The sequence below is a fragment of the Mycobacterium sp. 2YAF39 genome (assembly GCF_052114565.1).
Lineage (GTDB): Bacteria > Actinomycetota > Actinomycetes > Mycobacteriales > Mycobacteriaceae > Mycobacterium.
In genome coordinates this window covers 94174-109921 of sequence record NZ_JBFREZ010000012.1, presented here as the reverse complement: position 1 = coordinate 109921, position 15748 = coordinate 94174, and the positions used below count along the sequence as shown (strand labels likewise).

Sequence of the window (15748 nt, the reverse complement as noted above, 5' to 3'; positions counted from 1 at the left end):
GAAAACCGGCCGTCGCGGCGTGATGGGGTGAGCACATGGCTGACGTGGAGTGGGCACCGCTCCCGGTGCCGTGGGCGGTGCGCAGCGTCGACCGCATCGCCAAGCAGCGCTACTACGACCAGGACTTCTACGCCCTGGAGAACGAACTGTTCTGGCCGCGGGTGTGGCAGATGGCGTGCCGGCTGGAGGAGATTCCGAAGGCCGGCGATTTCGTCGAATACGAGATCCTGGACCAGTCGATCATCGTCGTCCGCGTCGACGACAGCACCGTGCGCGCCTTTTACAACTCCTGCCGCCATCGCGGTATGAAGCTGGTCGAAGGCAGCGGGTCACGGCGCACCTTCGTCTGTCCCTTCCACGGATGGTGCTGGGGACTGGACGGCAAGAACACTTTCGTGCTGCGTTCGGAGATGTTCGACGACGCCAATCTCGACGCCGACGATCTCGGACTTGCCCCGGTCCGGTGCGAGCTGTGGGGCGGTTGCGCGTGGATCAATCTCGACGACGACGCACCCCCGCTGCGCGACTGCATCGAACCGTTCGCCTCCCGGCACGACGAATTCAAGGTCGAGGCATTGCGCACCGAATGGTGGAAGTCGTGCCTGCTTCCGGTGAACTGGAAGCTGGCGACCGAGGCGTTCATGGAGGGTTATCACGTACCGCAGACGCATCCGCAGTTGCTGCCGTCCGCGTACAGCCCCGATGGGTCGTCAGTGCATCCTGCCGTGCAGGCGAGCCTGTATTTCATGCGGACCCTCGGATCGGGCATGGGCGGTATGACCCACGAGAACGACATCCGGATCGCCGAAGGGCTGCAACACATGTCGCTGCCGGACGATCCGGCCGCGGCGATGGCCACCTGGCGCGGCGCGGTCAACGACGCGGTCACGAAATGGCACAGGGCCCGCGACTGCGACTTCCCCGACCTCAACGACCTGGACCGCCGGCGCGCGATCGACGCAATCGGGTTCTGCTTTCCGCACTACTTCATCCTGCCGCAGTACAGCAGCGCGTCGTCGTACCGGATTCGTCCACTCGGTCCCGAGGAGACGCTGTTCGAGGTTTGGTCGCTCACTCGCTATCCGAACGATCGCTCGCAGGGCAAGCCGGCAAAACCCGAGCCCCTTGCGCCCGACGATCCGAGTTGGCCCATGATCCCGGCGCAGGACTTCTCCAACCTTCCCGAGCAACAGAAAGGGTTACACGCCAAGGGATTCGAATACATGCGGTTGTCACATCAGATCGAGGGGTTGATCTCCAACTTCGAGCGTGTCATCGACGGCTTCCTCGCAGGCCTGCCGTACGAGAGCCTCGTCCCGGCGATGCAGAAGACGAACACGACCATCGACGTCCCCGTTGCCGACCTCGGGCTCTCCGAAGAGGTCCCCACATGGTGAAGTGGGACGAGTCGGTCGACCTTCTGATAGCGGGAAGCGGCGGCGGCGGGATGGTCGCTGCGCTTGCGGCACTCGACTCGGGGATCGAACCGCTGGTTATTGAGAAGCAGGGCCTGGTCGGTGGGTCGACCGGGATGTCCGGCGGCATGGTGTGGTTACCGAACAATCCGTTGATGCGTGCCGACGGGATACCCGATACACACGAGGACGGCCTGGCCTACTTCGACGACGTGGTCGGCGATATCGGCGAAGCGTCATCGGCCGCACGGCGTGAGACATTCCTCACCGCGGGCAACGAGATGATCAATCTGCTTGTCCACAAAGGTGTTCGGCTCGTGCGGTGCCCGGGCTGGAGTGACTACTACCCCAACCACAAGGGCGGCAACTCCGCAGGCCGCTCGGTCGAGGGCGTGCCGTACGACGCCTCGGCGCTGGGGGACTGGAGCGATAAGGTCCAGCCGTCCATGGGCAAGAACTACGGCTTCGTGATCAAGACCAACGAGTTGCGCGCGGTGCAGTACTTCAATCGATCGCCGAAGGCGTTCGCGGTGGCCATGCGGGTGTTCCTGCGCACCAGGGCGGCCCGGCTCCGGAACCGCGAGATCCTCACCAACGGCGCGTCGTTCATCGGGCAGATCCTGAGGGCCGTGATGGACATCCGCTCCGACCCGCCCATCTGGATCAACACCACGATGGACGACCTCATCGTCGACGACGGGCGCGTCGTCGGCGCGCGAGTGATCCGGGACGGCGCGGCGCTGAACGTCGAGGCGCGCAGGGGAGTTCTCCTGGCGGCAGGCGGATTCAGCCGCAACGCCGACATGCGCCGCCGCTACAGCGGTGACCAGCCCAACGAGGGCAAATGGTCGATCGCCAACGCCGGCGATACCGGCGAGGTGTTGCAGACCGCGATGGCGCTCGGCGCGCGGACCGACCTGCTGGACGAGGCCTGGTGGCTGCCGATGGTGTTCATTCAGGATCCGGGCGCGGCATCGCTGGGGTCCGGGCGCCAGCGCCCCGGCGCGATCTACGTCGACGGCAGCGGCAAGAGGTTTTGCAACGAGTCGAACTCCTATGTCGAGGTCGGCAAGGCGATGTACGCGAACAAGGCGGTGCCGTGTTGGCAGGTTTTCGACGAGGGCTACGTCCGGCGCTACGTGTCGGGTGCCAATCCGCTGAAGAAACGCACCATCTCCGATGCGCTGATCGACCAGGGCGCGGTCAAGCGCGCCGGCACGCTCGCCGAGCTGGCACGTCAGATCGACGTGCCTGCAGATGCTTTGGAACACACGGTCGCCCGCTTCAACGAGTTCGCGGCCAAGGGTCTCGACCCCGACTTCGGGCGTGGCCAGTCGGCGTACAACGTCTGCCTCGGCGATCCGGGATACAAGCCGAACGCGTCGGTCGGCCCACTGGATAGGGCCCCGTACTACGCGACCCGGGTCTTCCCGGCCGACGTCGGCACCTGCGGGGGAGTGATCACCAACGAGCACGCCCAGGTGCTGAACGAACAGGACCAGGTCATCGAGGGCCTCTATGCGACAGGCAATATCACCGCGACGGTGATGGGCCGCAACTATCTGGGCGCGGGCGGCAGCATCGCCAACACGATGATCTTCGGCTACGTCGCGGCCCGGCACGCAGCCGGCAAGTGACTACCCGTCGTCTTCGATGAAATCCCTTGGCTTCAAACCGGAGTCGATGAGCTTTCGTCTGCGCTCCTGAACGTCGGTGGCCGCCCCGACCATGTTTGTCAGGATGTGGCTGACCTGAAGATGCACACGCATACCCATCAGCTCGTAGGCCCGCTTGACGTTGTTCTTCACCGCCATCGACGTGGTCAGCGGGATCTGGCCGATCTTGCGGGCCATCTCCTCGACGGTGTCCTCGAGCTGATCGCGCGGCACCACCTTGTTGAGCAACCCCCACTCGAGAGCTTCCTGTGCGGACAGCGTCGGCGCCAGCAGAAGCCAGTCCATGGTGCGGTGCCAATTCATCAACAGCCACGGCTCGATCATCGTGTGACCGCCGGGTTCGCCGAGGCTCTGCGCGAGCGGCATCTGGAAGTAGGCGTCCTCGGAGGCGACGCAGAAGTCAGTGAGGAGCCCCAGATAGATCCCGCCGCCCATGCAGTAGCCGTGGATCTGCGAGATCGTCGGCTTCGGGAACTCCCACAGGTACAGGGTCGGCCACAGGAAGAGGTCCGCGGTGCCCTTGTAGAGGTCCTCGAACGTGTCCCCGAAGTCGGGGTAGGGGTTCTCGTCCGGACCCCACCGTGCGACGTGCCCGCCGCAGAAGCCCTTGCCGTTCGCCTTGAGGATGACGACCTTGATCTCCTTGTCGCGATCGGCCTCGTGTAAGCACGCGTCGACCTCCTGCACGAGTTGGGCGTCCTTGGTGTTCGCCTTGTCCGGCCGGTTGAGAATGATCCGCGCGATCGGCGGCTCACGCTCGTAGATCACTGCTTCCAGCTCGCGCCGCTCCAGTGTCATTGCCTTCTCCTACAGGATCGCGCCGCTGTCCTTGGCCGCCGAGATGTCGTCCCAGTCCAGGTCGAGTTCCAGCAGGATCTCCTCGGTGTGCTGTCCATGTTCGGGTGCGCGGGCCGCCACAGGTGGTGTTTCGTTGAATTGCACTGGTGCGGCCACAATTTGGTATTCGTTGCCCTGATCGTCGACATTGGGGACGACGTATCCGTTCGGCCTGACCTGAGGATCGTTGAGCGTCTCCTTGGGCGTCGCCAGCGCGGCCCACACGCCCGGTTCGTCCGCGAGCACCGTGCGCCAGTGGTCCAGGTCCTCGCTGGCCAGTCTGTCCCCGACGAGGCCACACGCTTCTGTGGCGTTGGCGATCAGGTTGCTGGACGGGACGAACCGCTCATCGGTGGCGAGTTCGGGCAGGCCGATCCGCTCACAGAAGCCAGCCCAGAAGCGGTCGGGTTGCAGAAAGACCATCTGGATCCAGCGGCCGTCGCGCGTCTTGTAGCGGTTGACGAGCGGGTTGATCGCCAGACCCGGTGGTGCGCCGGGGATGCCGTCCATGTCGAACAGGTCGGCGACCGAGATCGACGGCGCGATGGTCCACATCGCCTGAGCCAGCAGCGATGAGTCGACGATGCTGGGCTCCCCGGTGCGTTCACGGTGGAACAACGCGGCACACACACCGCCCGCCAGGGTGATGCCGCCTTGCAGGTCACCGAATCCGGGCCCCTGCACGGCCGGAGTCTCGGTGCCGAACGGTGTCATCGTGTACGACACCCCGCCGCGCGACAGGTAGGTGGCGGCATCGAATCCGCCCTTGTCGCGGTCGGGTCCGCGGACACCCGTGCCGGTGCCGCGTGCAATGATGATGTTCGGATTGAAGGAGCGGATGTCCTCCACCGTCAGCCGAGCGCGCTCCAACACCGCAGGCAACCAGTTGGTCAGGAACACATCCGCGGTGGCGAGCAGGCGCCCGAAATACTCGCGGCCGGTGTCGGATTTGATGTCGATGGCGACGCTGCGCTTACCCCGGTTGCCGATCTCGAGAATGAAATCGATGTGTGCGCGGGCGTTCTCCTTGGTGAAGCCGCCGATGACCAGCGCCCGGCCGGGATCACCCGCCTTGACGTCTTCAACCTTGATGACATCGGCGCCCCAGTCCGCCATCGCCGCACCCGCTGAGGGCACGTATGTCCACGACGCCAGTTCGACGACGCGCACACCACTGAGAACTCCGGTCATTGCAACCCCTTCCCGACTGCCTCGAGATAACGGTCGGGCGCTCCGAGTAATCCACTCCAGCCCAACAGTCGTTTCAGATACAGGTGCGCGTCGTGCTCCCACGTGAAGCCGATTCCGCCGAACACCTGGATCGCCGTATCGCCGACTGCCGCCAGTTGCCCGGCGAATGCCTTGGCGCGCAACGCTGCCAGATGCCGTTCTGCGGGTTCGGCTGCGTCGGCGGCCCACAGTGCGTGGATCACGCCGCTGCGCGCGAGTTCCACCGCTTCATACATGTCGACGCACAGATGCTGGACGGCCTGGAAGCTTCCGATCGGCTGGTCGAACTGTTTTCGGACCTTGGCGTATTCGATGGCGAGAGTCATCACGGCGGTGGCCGCACCCAGTGCGTCGGCGGCGTTGGCAATGATGACGTCGTCGACGACTGCGCTGATGGTTTCGGCCGACGCCGGCGCGAGCCGTTGTGCGGGCGCACCGTCGAACTCGACATCCGACAGTTTGCGCGTCGGGTCGATGTGGGCGCTCGGATTCACCGCCACGCCGGGCGATGACGTCTCGACGGCGTAGAGGTGGGTGCCGTCGCCGTCGTCGGCGAACACCAGGATGACGTCGGCGGCAGCGGCATCGGGAAGTCCGGTGAGGGTTCCGCGCAGTGTCGCGCCGTCGACGGCCGTCGGCCGCGGTCCGGACAGCGGACCGACGGTGGCGATGGTGGAACCCGCCGCGATTGCGGTCAGCAGTCCGGCCGCACTCTCGTCGGCCCCCGTGCGTATCAGTGCACGCGTCGCCGCGACGGCGGAGGACAACCACGGACCCGGGTACAGCGCGGCCCCGAGTTCCTCGGCGACGACCCCTGCTTCGACCATCGTCATGCCCGCGCCGTCGCACTCCTCGGGGATGAGCAAGCCGGTGACGCCCATCGCCGCAAGTCCGCGCCAGACGTCATCGCCGCCGACGGCCGCATCATCGAGCAGCGGGCGAACATAAGTTGTCAGGCTTGCCTTTTCGGCCAGGTAGCGGCGCACTGTGTCGCGCAGTGCGACCTGCTCGTCGTCGAGTTCGAGGTTCATCGCCTTGGTAATCCCAACACGCGGGTCGCCGTGATGCCCTTGTTGATCTGCGTCGTCCCACCGGCGATGGTCAACGAGCGTGACGCGAGCCGACGGTCCATCCACCGGCCGCCGCTGCCGAGCGGTCCGAACACGTCGTACGCGAGTTCGGCGAGCTCCTGCCCCAGCTCGGCCCACACACTCTTCGCCAGGCTGGCCGATCCGAGCGCATCGCCACCGTGCAACATCGCCGATATCGAGCGCTTACACAACAACTCGAGGTACTTGATACGCACGGCGACCTCGCCGAGCCGGCACAACGTCGCGCTGTTCTCCAGTGCGGGCCGACCGTCGACGACGTGCTTCGCGAGGTCGGCGACCAGATCGGCGAGCTGCAGCTCCATTTGCGCGTACAGTCGCGCGGCGCCCGCGCGTTCGTGGCTCAACGTCGTGGTGGCGACCTGCCAGCCAGAGTTCAGCGGACCGAGCAGGGCGTCGGCGGGGACACGGACGTCGGTGAAGAAGACTTCGGCAAAATCGGCGGCGCCGTTGATCGTCACCAACGGCCGGACCTCGATGCCCGGCAACTTCATGTCAACAATGAGGCAGGAGATGCCCTTGTGCTTGGAGGCGTCGGGATCGGTGCGTACGTACAGCTGACACCAGTCGGCTCGGTGCCCCAGCGACGTCCAGATCTTCTGGCCGTTGACGACGAAATCGTCGCCGTCGCGTGTTGCACGGGTTCGAAGCGATGCCAGATCGCTGCCCGCCTCCGGCTCGGACATGCCCTGACACCAGATGTCGTCGGCACGCACCATCCGGGGGAGAAGCTGCTGCTTTTGAGCATCCGTGCCGTACTGCATGATCGCGGGTGCGATGTTGTTGATCCCGATCACATTGAGCGGCATAGGAGCTCGCGCCCGCGTGGTCTCCTCGGCGTACACCAACTGCTCGAGCACCGTCGCCCCGCGCCCGCTGTACTCGGTCGGCCACGACACCGCGCCCCAACCTGCGTCGGCCACCGTCGCATCCCACTGGCGCAGAGTTTCGAACGCCTCTGGATCGCGGCCGCGACGCCGGTCGGCCGTCTTCATCTCATCCGTCAGGTTCGCCGACAGCCACGCACGGAGCTCCTGGCGGAACGGTTCCACCTCCGCCGGATATGAGAAGTCCACGGTGTCCTGTTCGCGATCGGCCGGATTGGTTTCTTTATAATTTTAGGTAGTATAGCTACCGCTGCGGTTACAGTTGCAGCGATGTTGCGGCACGGATATCGGGGATATTTCGGGGCGGCCGCTTGCCGTCGGGCCGTCACGCGCAGAAGGGGTCGGCCATGGGCAGAGTGACGGGCAAAGTGGCGCTCATCAGTGGAGCCGCCCGCGGTCAAGGGCGTTCACATGCGCGAACGCTGGCTGCAGAGGGCGCCGACATCATCGCCGTCGACATCTGCGCCGACATCGAGACCAACGACTACCCGCTGGCACGGCCCGAGGACCTCGATGAGACCGCCAGGCTGGTCGAGAAGGAAGGTCAGCGCGCCTACACCGAGATAGCCGACGTCCGCGATCGCGTCGGCCTGGCGGCAGCCATCGACCGCGGTGTCGCGGAGTTCGGGCAACTCGACATCGTGGTCGCCAACGCCGGCATCTGCCCGATGACCGCCGGCCTTCCGCCGCAGGCATTCGTCGACGCCGTCGACGTCGACCTCATCGGCGTCATGAATCTCATCCATGCCAGCATCAAGCATCTGAGTGCAGGCGCGTCGATCATCGCCACCGGTTCGGTTGCGGCGTTCATGGCAACGGCGATGAACACCAGCGGAATGGAAGGCGGACCGGGCGGCGCCGGTTATGCGTTCGCCAAACAGGTTGTCGCACACTATGTCAACGATCTGGCCCGCACCCTGTCGCCGGAGCAGATCCGCGTTAACGCCGTCCACCCGACGAACGTCAACACCGATATGCTGCACAGCCCGCCGATGTACAAGGCGTTCCGGCCGGACCTGCCGAATCCGACCCGCGAGGATGCCGAAATCGTGTTCCCGATGATCCAGGGGATGCCGATTCCCTACGTCGAACCCGAGGACATCAGCGAAGCCGTGCTGTTCTTGGCCAGCGATGCCGCCCGCTACGTCACCGGCCAGCAGTTGCGCGTGGATGCGGGCGGCTTCCTGAAGATCAAGCCGTGGTCGGGCGTGTAGTGGAGGTGTAGATATGCCAAAGGGAATCATGTACGTCGAGACGATGCCTGCCTCGTCGGATCGTGAAGCCGAGTACCACAAGTGGTACAACGACACGCATCTGGCGCAGATCCTCTCTGTCGAGGGCATTGTGTCCGCGCGCAGGTTCGCGCCGAACGACGGAGACGGCCCCTTCATCGCGATTTACGAGCTCGACTGCGACGACCTCGATGCGGCCGTGGCGCGCCTCGGCGAACTCGGCGCCAGCGGCAAAATGACCGGAATGGAGAACCTCGCCATGGATCCGAAACCGATTCCCAAGGTGTACCGCGAGATCGGGTCGCTGGGCCAGTGACATTCTCCGCAGATCTGCAGCGGCGCGTCTATGCGCTGATGGTGTTGATGAAGTCCGCCGACGACCGGCTCTCCAAGGGCATCGGTACGGGCGAGTTCATGTGCGTGTACTGGCCGTCGCGCGGTCAGGAGGCGATCGCCGCCGCCATGGGAGTGACGCTGCGCGACGATGACCAGCTGGTGACCACCTACCGCGGGTTGCACGACCTGATCGGCAAGGGTGTACCGCTGGAAGAGATCTACGGCGAGATGATGGGACGCACCGTCGGGGCGAGCCGCGGCAAGGGCGGCACGATGCACATCGCGAATCCCGATAAGGGCGTGATGCTGTCGACAGGAATCGTCGGCGCCGGACCGCCGGTCGCGGCGGGCCTTGCCATGGCCGCCAAACGCAAAGGCCTGGACCGCGTCACGGTCGTGAGCTTCGGTGACGGCGCCACGAACACCGGGTCGTTCCACGAGGCCGCGAACATGGCCGCACTGTGGGACCTGCCGATGGTGTTCGTCTGCCAGAACAACCTTTATGCGGAGATGACGCCCACTCGCGACACCATGAAGCTCGAGCGCGTCGCCGACCGGGCGGCCGGATACGGCATGCCCGGTGTCCAGGTCGACGGCAACGATCCACTCGCCGTGATCGAGGTCCTTGCCGAAGCGATCGGCAAGGCACGCAACGGCGATGGTCCGACCTTCGTCGAATGCGTCACCTTCCGGTTCCGCGGCCACTACTTCGGCGACCGCATGCCCTACATCCCCAAGGACCAACTCGCAGCGGCGATGGAGGCTGATCCGGTGCCACGATTCCGGAAATACCTGATAGACAACGGAATATGCACTGATGATGAACTCAGCAGCATCGACGAGGGCGCCCTGACCGAAGTCGAGTCGGCACTCAGGACGGTCATCAGCGCCGAGGCGCCGTCGATCGACGAACTCGACCGCGACGTGTACGCGTCCCCGATCCACTACCCGGTTTGAGGGAGACGCCCATGGACGAGAAGGAAATGACGATGCGCGAGGCGCTGAACCTCGCACTCGATCAGGCGCTGGCAGCCGACGACAGAGTGTTCCTGCTCGGTGAGGACATCGCCGACCCCGGCGCCTCAGGCCCGACCGCCGGGCTGTCGACGAAATACGGGCACGACCGTGTGCTGGATACACCGATCTCCGAAGCCGCCATCGTCGGCGCTGCGATCGGCGCGGCGATCGACGGACTGCTGCCGGTGGCCGAGATCATGATCATGGATTTCATCGGCATCGCGGCTGATCAGCTGATCAACAACGCCGCCAAACTGAGGTTCATGACGGCCGGCCGCACGACGGCGCCGATCACCGTACGCACCCAGGTATACGGCGGGCTGGCCACCGGCGCAACGCATTCGCAGACGCTGGAAGCCTGGTTCATGCACATCCCGGGTATGAAGGTCATCATCCCCTCGACGCCCCGCGACGGTAAGGGGCTGCTGACGTCGGCGATCTTCGACGAAGACCCATGCCTGTTCGTCGAGACCATCCGTCTGCAGGGTCAAAAGGGCTCAGTGCCAACCGATCCCGGCTTCGCCATTCCGCTCGGACAGGCAGACGTCAAGCGTCCCGGGTCTGACGTCACCCTCATCAGTTACGGCCGCAGCGTGCTCGAATGTCTGAAGGCCGCCCAGCAACTGCAGGAACAGGGCGTCAACGCCGAGGTCGTGGACCTGCGGACCCTCGTGCCGCTGGACATCGAGACCATCGTCGAGTCGGTGCGTCGCACCCGACGAGCGGTCGTCGTCCACGATGCCGTCCAGTTCGCGGGCCCGGGTGCCGAGATCGTCGCCACGCTGCAGGCGGAATGCTTCAATGAGCTCACCGCGCCGATCGAGCGGGTGGCCGCACGGTTCGTCCCCACGCCGGCGGCCGCCGCGCTGGAGGCGCAGCTCTATCCGTCGCCGGCACGGATCGTCGACGCCGCGCAGCGGACACTCTCGACCGCGGGCGCGCATGGCTGACTTCGTCATTCGCATCCCGCGGGTCTCGGTGGCCGTATCGGAAGCCGAGCTCACCGAGTTTCTGGTCAGCGCCGGAGAGCATGTCGAGGAGGGGACACCCATCTACGTGATCGCGACGGAGAAGGTGGAACAGGAGATCGAGGCGGGTGCATCGGGCACCGTGCAATGGACCGGACAGATCGGAACGACCTACGACATCGGCGCCGAAATCGGCGTCATCACGTCATAACGAAAGGTAGCCAATGGATCTCAACGAGACCCGCGAACGGATCATCTATCAGAAGGACGGCGCGATCGCGAAGATCACGCTCAACTGGCCGGAGAAGGCCAATGCCCAGGATCAGAAACTTGCCGAGGAGGTCGACGCCGCTCTGCTGGACGCCGATCGTGACTACGACATCAAGGTCCTGGTGTTGAAGGCGAACGGTAAGGGCTTCTGCTCGGGTCATGCCATCGGCGACAACGCCACCGACTACCCGATGTTCGTGGAGAACGCCATGGTGACGGGTCACCCGTGGAAGGCGCAGTCGGATCTGTTCGTCAAACCGACCCTGAACCTGTGGGAGTTCTCGAAGCCGACCATCGCGCAGGTGCACGGCTACTGCGTGGGCGGCGGCACACACATGGGACTGACCACCGACATCGTGATCGCCTCCGAGGACGCCTACTTCTCGTACCCGCCGCTGCAGGGCTTCGGCATGCCGTCGGGCGAATGCTCGATCGAGCCATGGGTTTTCATGAACTGGCGCAGGGCGGCGTACTACCTGTTCACCGCCGAGGTGATCGACGCCAAGAAGGCGCTGGAGGTCGGACTGGTCAATGAGGTGGTCAAGCGCGAGGACCTCGACGACCGGGTCGATGCGATTGCGCGCCATATCGCCCAGGCTCCGCTGACGACGCTCATGCTCACCAAGGCCAATCTCAAGCGGGCGTGGGAGCTGATGGGTATGCGGGTGCACTGGCAGAGCTCCAACGACCTCGTCGCGCTCGCATCGATCAGCAAGGATGTGCAGGAACTGATTCAGCGTGTGTTCAAGGACAAGGTGCTGCCGTCCGAAATGGCCAAACGGCAAGCGGCCGCGTCCACGGACGGCGCCGCTACGTAGCCGCCCCCTGTGAACATCTCCGACCACGCGACCAGCGCCGCGGACTCTGCAGCCCTGGTCATTGCGGAAGGCGGGGTGATCACCTACGGCGAGCTGTACGCGAACAGCCAGCGGGTGGCGGCCGTGCTCCACGAGGCCGGGTTACGGCCGGGCGACGGTATCGCGCTGATACTGCCCAACCGTCCGGAGTTCTTCGAGATCACCTGGGGCTGCCAGCTTTCGGGGCTGTACTACAGCGCGGTCAACACGCACTTCACGGCCGACGAAGTCGCCTATGTCGTCACCGACTCCGAAGCCAAGGCGGTGTTCATCGACGAGTCGATGGCCGAACTGGCAGAGCATCTTCTTCGATCCAACCCGGGTGTCGAGGTGCATATCAGCGTCGGCGCCGCGCTACCCGGTTGGCGCGCGTACCGCGACGCGTTGTCTTCCACGGGCGAGGCGCCGCCGATCTCCGACGGGTCCGAGATGCTCTACTCGTCGGGGACCACGGGACGCCCCAAGGCGGTTCGCCGGCCGCTGCCGACCGATGGCGGGGGATCGTGGGCGCAGAAGGTGCTCGAATACTCGCTGGGGCAGCGCTATGACATGACCGCGTCGAGCGTGTACCTGTCGCCTGCGCCGCTCTACCACGCGGCGGGCATCAATTACACGATGGCTGTGCACAGGGTGGGTGCGGCCTCGATTCTGATGCGCAAGTTCGACGCCGAGACGGTGCTGCGGCTGATCGAGACCCACCGCGTCACCCACGCGCAGTTCGTGCCGACCATGTTCGTGCGGATGCTGAAACTACCCGATGCCTTGCGCGGTGCCTACGATCTGTCGAGCCTGCAGTGCGTGATCCATGCCGCCGCCCCGTGCCCCGTCGACGTCAAGCACAAGATGATGGACTGGTTCGGTCCCGTCATCCACGAGTACTACGGGGGGACAGAGGGGTTCGCGGGCACCGGCATTGGGCCGCAGGAATGGCTCGCTCATCCGGGGTCGGTGGGCAAGTCGATCACTCCCGTCCACGTTCTGGACGAACAGGGCGTCGAGGTTGCAATCGGCGCATCCGGAGAACTTTTCTTCGAGGGTGGGCCGGAGTTCGAATACTTCAAGGATCCGGACAAGACCGCGTCGGTGTCCAACGACCGTGGCTGGAGATCACTGGGGGACATGGGTTATGTCGACGAGGACGGCTACCTGTACCTGACCGACCGGTCGACGTTCATGATCGTCTCGGGCGGGGTGAACATCTACCCGCAGGAGGTGGAGAACCTTCTGGTGATGCACCCGAAGCTCGTGGATGCGGCGGTGTTCGGGGTGCCGAACGACGAATTCGGCGAGGAGGTCAAGGCCGTCGTACAGCCCGTCGGGGGAGTCGAGGCGGGACCCGCATTCGAGGCCGAACTGATCGACTACTGCCGGGCGCACCTCGCCACGTACAAGTGCCCGCGCACAATCGAATTCGATCCCGAGTTACCGCGCGATCCCAACGGCAAGCTGTACAAGCGTCGTATCCGCGACCGCTACTGGCAGGGCCGCACGTCGCGCATCCTGTGACGCTTCAGTCCAGGCTGAAATCGATGACGCCGCGGATGATCTCGCCGTTCAACTGGTCCTGGTAGCCCTCGTTGATGTCGTCGAGTCGGTAGCGCCGCGTGATCATCTCGTCGAGTTGCAGCAACCCGGACTCGTACAGCCGCGCGAAGCGGGGAATGTCGACTCTGGGGTTGCACGAGCCGAACACCGTGCCGACGAGGTTCTTGTTCCACAGGATGAACTCCTGCAGGTTGATCGACACGGAGCTGGTGAGCTGCTTGGTCATGCCCGTCAGGACGCACGTCCCGCCCTTGCGGGTCAGCGTCAGCGCCGCCTGTACGTCCTCGCCGGAGATCAGCGACGGTGAGACGACGACGCTGTCGGCCATCACACCGGCGGTCAGGTCGCGAACCAGGTCGGCGGCTTCCTCGGCGGTCGCGACGCTGTGCGTGGCACCGAATCCCAGTGCGGATTTCTGTTTGAACTCGACAGGGTCGACGGCGATGATCTGCGCCGCACCGTTGATGCGCGCACCCTGGATGGCGCCGGTGCCGATGCCGCCGACACCGATGACGACCACGGTGTCGCCGGTCTTGATGTTGGCACGGTTCTCCGCCGAGCCGTAGCCCGTCGGAATCCCGCAGGACAACAACGCCATCGGAAGCAGTGGCAGATGCGAGGGGATCTTCACGATCGAATCCATCGACACCACTGTGTGTTTGGAGAACGCGCCGACCTTCGACAGGTGGCCGAGCTGCCGGCCGTCCGCGGTGTGATGGCGGAAGGTTCCGTCCGTCGGCATACCGGGAATCATGACCTGCGCACCCATATCGCAGATGTACTCCTGGCCGGAGTTGCACCAGTGACAGCTGCCGCAGACGGCGACGAAGGACGAAACTACGTGATCACCGGGCGCGAACGCAGTGACGCCCTCGCCGACTTCGGCCACCACACCCGCGCCCTCGTGGCCGCCGATCAACGGGAACATCGAGGGCAGGCCGTATGCCTCCATCACCTCATTGGACGCCGACATGTCGCCATTGCGGATGTGCTCGTCGGAGTGGCACAGCCCGGCGGCGGCCATCTCGACGAGCACTTCGCCCGCGCGGGGCGGGTCGAGCTCGAACTCTTCGACCGACCAGGACTGACCCATGTCGTGCAGGATCGCGGCGCGGCTTTTCATGCGATGGTGCGGAAGGTCACGGGTAGGCGCGTCGGTGAGCGGAACGGCATACCGACAATCTTCGTATCCTCGCCCTCGATAAGTTGGAAATCCGTCAAACGATCGAAGAGGCTGGTCAGCATCGCCCGCGTTTCGACTCTCGCCAGATGCATCCCAAGGCAGCTGTGGATGCCGCCCGCGAAGGAGATGTGCGCCCGCCGCGGTCGGTGAATGTCGAACTTGTCGGGGTTGTCCCACCGCTTCTCATCGCGATTGGCCGCGCCCATACACAAGGTGATCGACGCGTCCTTGGGGATTGTCTTACCGTGCATCTCCACATCGCGGGTGGTGTTGCGCGCCACCAGGACCAGCGGGGTCTCAAAACGGATCCCTTCCTCGATCGCGGCAGGGATGAGGTCGCGATCGCGCTGGACTGCCTCGAGTTGGTCCGGATGAGTCAGCAACAGCTGCAGCAGGTTTCCCGATGAGCGGTAGGTGGTCTCCAGTCCCGCGGGCAGCAGCAGGCGCAGAAACGAGATGATCGCCTCGTCGGTGAGCCTCTCCCCGTCGATCTCGGCGGCGACGAGGTCGCCGATGACGTCGTCGGTCGGCTTGCTTCGTCGTTGATCCACCTGCTGCTGAAAGTAGGTGCCGAGTTCGACCGACGCGTTCAGTCCCGCCTCGATGTCTTCGGTGATGGAGATCAAGTCCAGCGATAGCCGCCGGAACATCTCGAGGTCTTCCTGCGGCAGGCCGAGGAGTGCCGCGGTGACGCGCGTCGGGAACTCGAACGTGACCGCCTTGACCAGATCGACCTCGCCGTCGTCCTTGAACTCGTCGACCAGCCGATCGCAGATCGGATCGATCACTTCGGGTTCCCACTGAGTGAGCGCGCTCTGCTTGAACGCCTTGCTCACCAGGCTGCGATGGTCGTGGTGCTGCTTGCCCGCCATGCCGAGGATCGTCGGTCCGAAGACCAGTCCGATCGTCTGGTTGTACATCTCCGAGGCGAACACCGTGTCCTCGCGGAAGGCCGTGAAGACGCTGTCGAAGTCGAACAACGTCCAGTTCTCAGGGTTCTTGAGCTCCTCGGGCATCAGGTCGCTCTCCATGAGCGTGCCGCGCCATACCGGCTCTGTCCTGCGCATGTGGTCGAAGTGAGGGTAGGGATCGTTCACCAAGTCCGGCGTTTGCGGCTGGTCGTGCGCGTCGGTGCTGGTGGTCACACATGCCTCCCGGCGGCAGCATCTGGCGAGTGGGTCGCTCT

Annotated in this window: 15 protein-coding genes; 9 read left to right on the top strand and 6 right to left on the bottom strand. The window is 64.8% G+C overall.

Annotation, left to right across the window (positions count from 1 at the left end; all coding sequences use genetic code 11):
• Window positions 1-35 precede the first annotated feature (35 nt).
• Window positions 36-1397 (top strand): aromatic ring-hydroxylating oxygenase subunit alpha, encoded by a 1362-nt coding sequence (locus AB4Z42_RS26090; protein ID WP_442012137.1) that lies wholly within the window; start codon window positions 36-38, stop codon window positions 1395-1397.
• Window positions 1391-3052 (top strand): FAD-binding protein, encoded by a 1662-nt coding sequence (locus AB4Z42_RS26085; RefSeq protein WP_442012136.1) that lies wholly within the window; start codon window positions 1391-1393, stop codon window positions 3050-3052. The genes AB4Z42_RS26090 and AB4Z42_RS26085 overlap by 7 nt, the downstream gene beginning before the upstream one ends.
• On the opposite strand, the gene AB4Z42_RS26080 is transcribed toward AB4Z42_RS26085, so the two are convergent.
• Genes AB4Z42_RS26080 through AB4Z42_RS26065 form a run of 4 tightly spaced genes read right to left on the bottom strand, consistent with a single transcriptional unit; the run spans window position 3053 to window position 7343 of the window.
• Entirely contained in the window at window positions 3053-3889 is an 837-nt protein-coding gene (locus tag AB4Z42_RS26080) for an enoyl-CoA hydratase-related protein (RefSeq protein ID WP_442012135.1), read from the bottom strand.
• 9 nt (window positions 3890-3898) lie between these two features.
• On the bottom strand, window positions 3899-5119 hold the full coding sequence (locus AB4Z42_RS26075; RefSeq protein WP_442012134.1) for a CaiB/BaiF CoA transferase family protein: 1221 nt from the start codon (window positions 5117-5119) through the stop codon (window positions 3899-3901).
• Window positions 5116-6189, bottom strand: coding sequence for an acyl-CoA dehydrogenase family protein (locus AB4Z42_RS26070; protein ID WP_442012133.1), 1074 nt, complete (start codon window positions 6187-6189; stop codon window positions 5116-5118). The genes AB4Z42_RS26075 and AB4Z42_RS26070 overlap by 4 nt, the downstream gene beginning before the upstream one ends.
• The gene (locus AB4Z42_RS26065; protein ID WP_442012132.1) at window positions 6186-7343 is read right to left on the bottom strand and encodes an acyl-CoA dehydrogenase family protein; all 1158 of its coding nucleotides are present in this window, start codon (window positions 7341-7343) and stop codon (window positions 6186-6188) included. Before AB4Z42_RS26065 ends, AB4Z42_RS26070 begins: the two co-directional genes overlap by 4 nt.
• 158 nt (window positions 7344-7501) lie before the next feature.
• On the opposite strand from AB4Z42_RS26065, the gene AB4Z42_RS26060 reads away from it, so the two are divergent.
• The 7 genes from AB4Z42_RS26060 to AB4Z42_RS26030 are packed head-to-tail and all read left to right on the top strand — an operon-like array spanning window position 7502 to window position 13340.
• Window positions 7502-8368, top strand: a complete 867-nt coding sequence (locus AB4Z42_RS26060) for a mycofactocin-coupled SDR family oxidoreductase (protein ID WP_442012131.1) — start codon at window positions 7502-7504, stop codon at window positions 8366-8368.
• A gap of 13 nt (window positions 8369-8381) precedes the next feature.
• Entirely contained in the window at window positions 8382-8702 is a 321-nt protein-coding gene (locus AB4Z42_RS26055; protein ID WP_442012130.1) for a hypothetical protein, read from the top strand.
• A gap of 38 nt (window positions 8703-8740) precedes the next feature.
• Entirely contained in the window at window positions 8741-9679 is a 939-nt protein-coding gene (locus AB4Z42_RS26050; protein ID WP_442012158.1) for a thiamine pyrophosphate-dependent dehydrogenase E1 component subunit alpha, read from the top strand.
• 11 nt (window positions 9680-9690) lie between these two features.
• Window positions 9691-10689 (top strand): alpha-ketoacid dehydrogenase subunit beta, encoded by a 999-nt coding sequence (locus AB4Z42_RS26045; RefSeq protein WP_442012129.1) that lies wholly within the window; start codon window positions 9691-9693, stop codon window positions 10687-10689.
• Window positions 10682-10918 (top strand): biotin/lipoyl-containing protein, encoded by a 237-nt coding sequence (locus tag AB4Z42_RS26040; RefSeq protein WP_442012128.1) that lies wholly within the window; start codon window positions 10682-10684, stop codon window positions 10916-10918. The genes AB4Z42_RS26045 and AB4Z42_RS26040 overlap by 8 nt, the downstream gene beginning before the upstream one ends.
• A gap of 13 nt (window positions 10919-10931) precedes the next feature.
• Entirely contained in the window at window positions 10932-11795 is an 864-nt protein-coding gene (locus tag AB4Z42_RS26035; RefSeq protein ID WP_442012127.1) for an enoyl-CoA hydratase-related protein, read from the top strand.
• Window positions 11796-11804: 9 nt separating this feature from the next.
• Window positions 11805-13340 carry an acyl-CoA synthetase gene (locus AB4Z42_RS26030; protein WP_442012126.1) on the top strand — a complete coding sequence of 512 codons (1536 nt, stop codon included), beginning with the start codon at window positions 11805-11807 and terminating at the stop codon, window positions 13338-13340.
• Window positions 13341-13344: 4 nt separating this feature from the next.
• Here AB4Z42_RS26030 and AB4Z42_RS26025 read toward each other — a convergent pair whose 3' ends face one another.
• Together AB4Z42_RS26025 and AB4Z42_RS26020 are read right to left on the bottom strand one after the other, a co-directional pair.
• Window positions 13345-14502: a Zn-dependent alcohol dehydrogenase gene (locus AB4Z42_RS26025; RefSeq protein WP_442012125.1), complete on the bottom strand. Its 1158-nt coding sequence runs from the start codon at window positions 14500-14502 to the stop codon at window positions 13345-13347.
• Entirely contained in the window at window positions 14499-15707 is a 1209-nt protein-coding gene (locus AB4Z42_RS26020) for a cytochrome P450 (RefSeq protein WP_442012124.1), read from the bottom strand. The genes AB4Z42_RS26025 and AB4Z42_RS26020 overlap by 4 nt, the downstream gene beginning before the upstream one ends.
• Window positions 15708-15748: the final 41 nt, after the last annotated feature.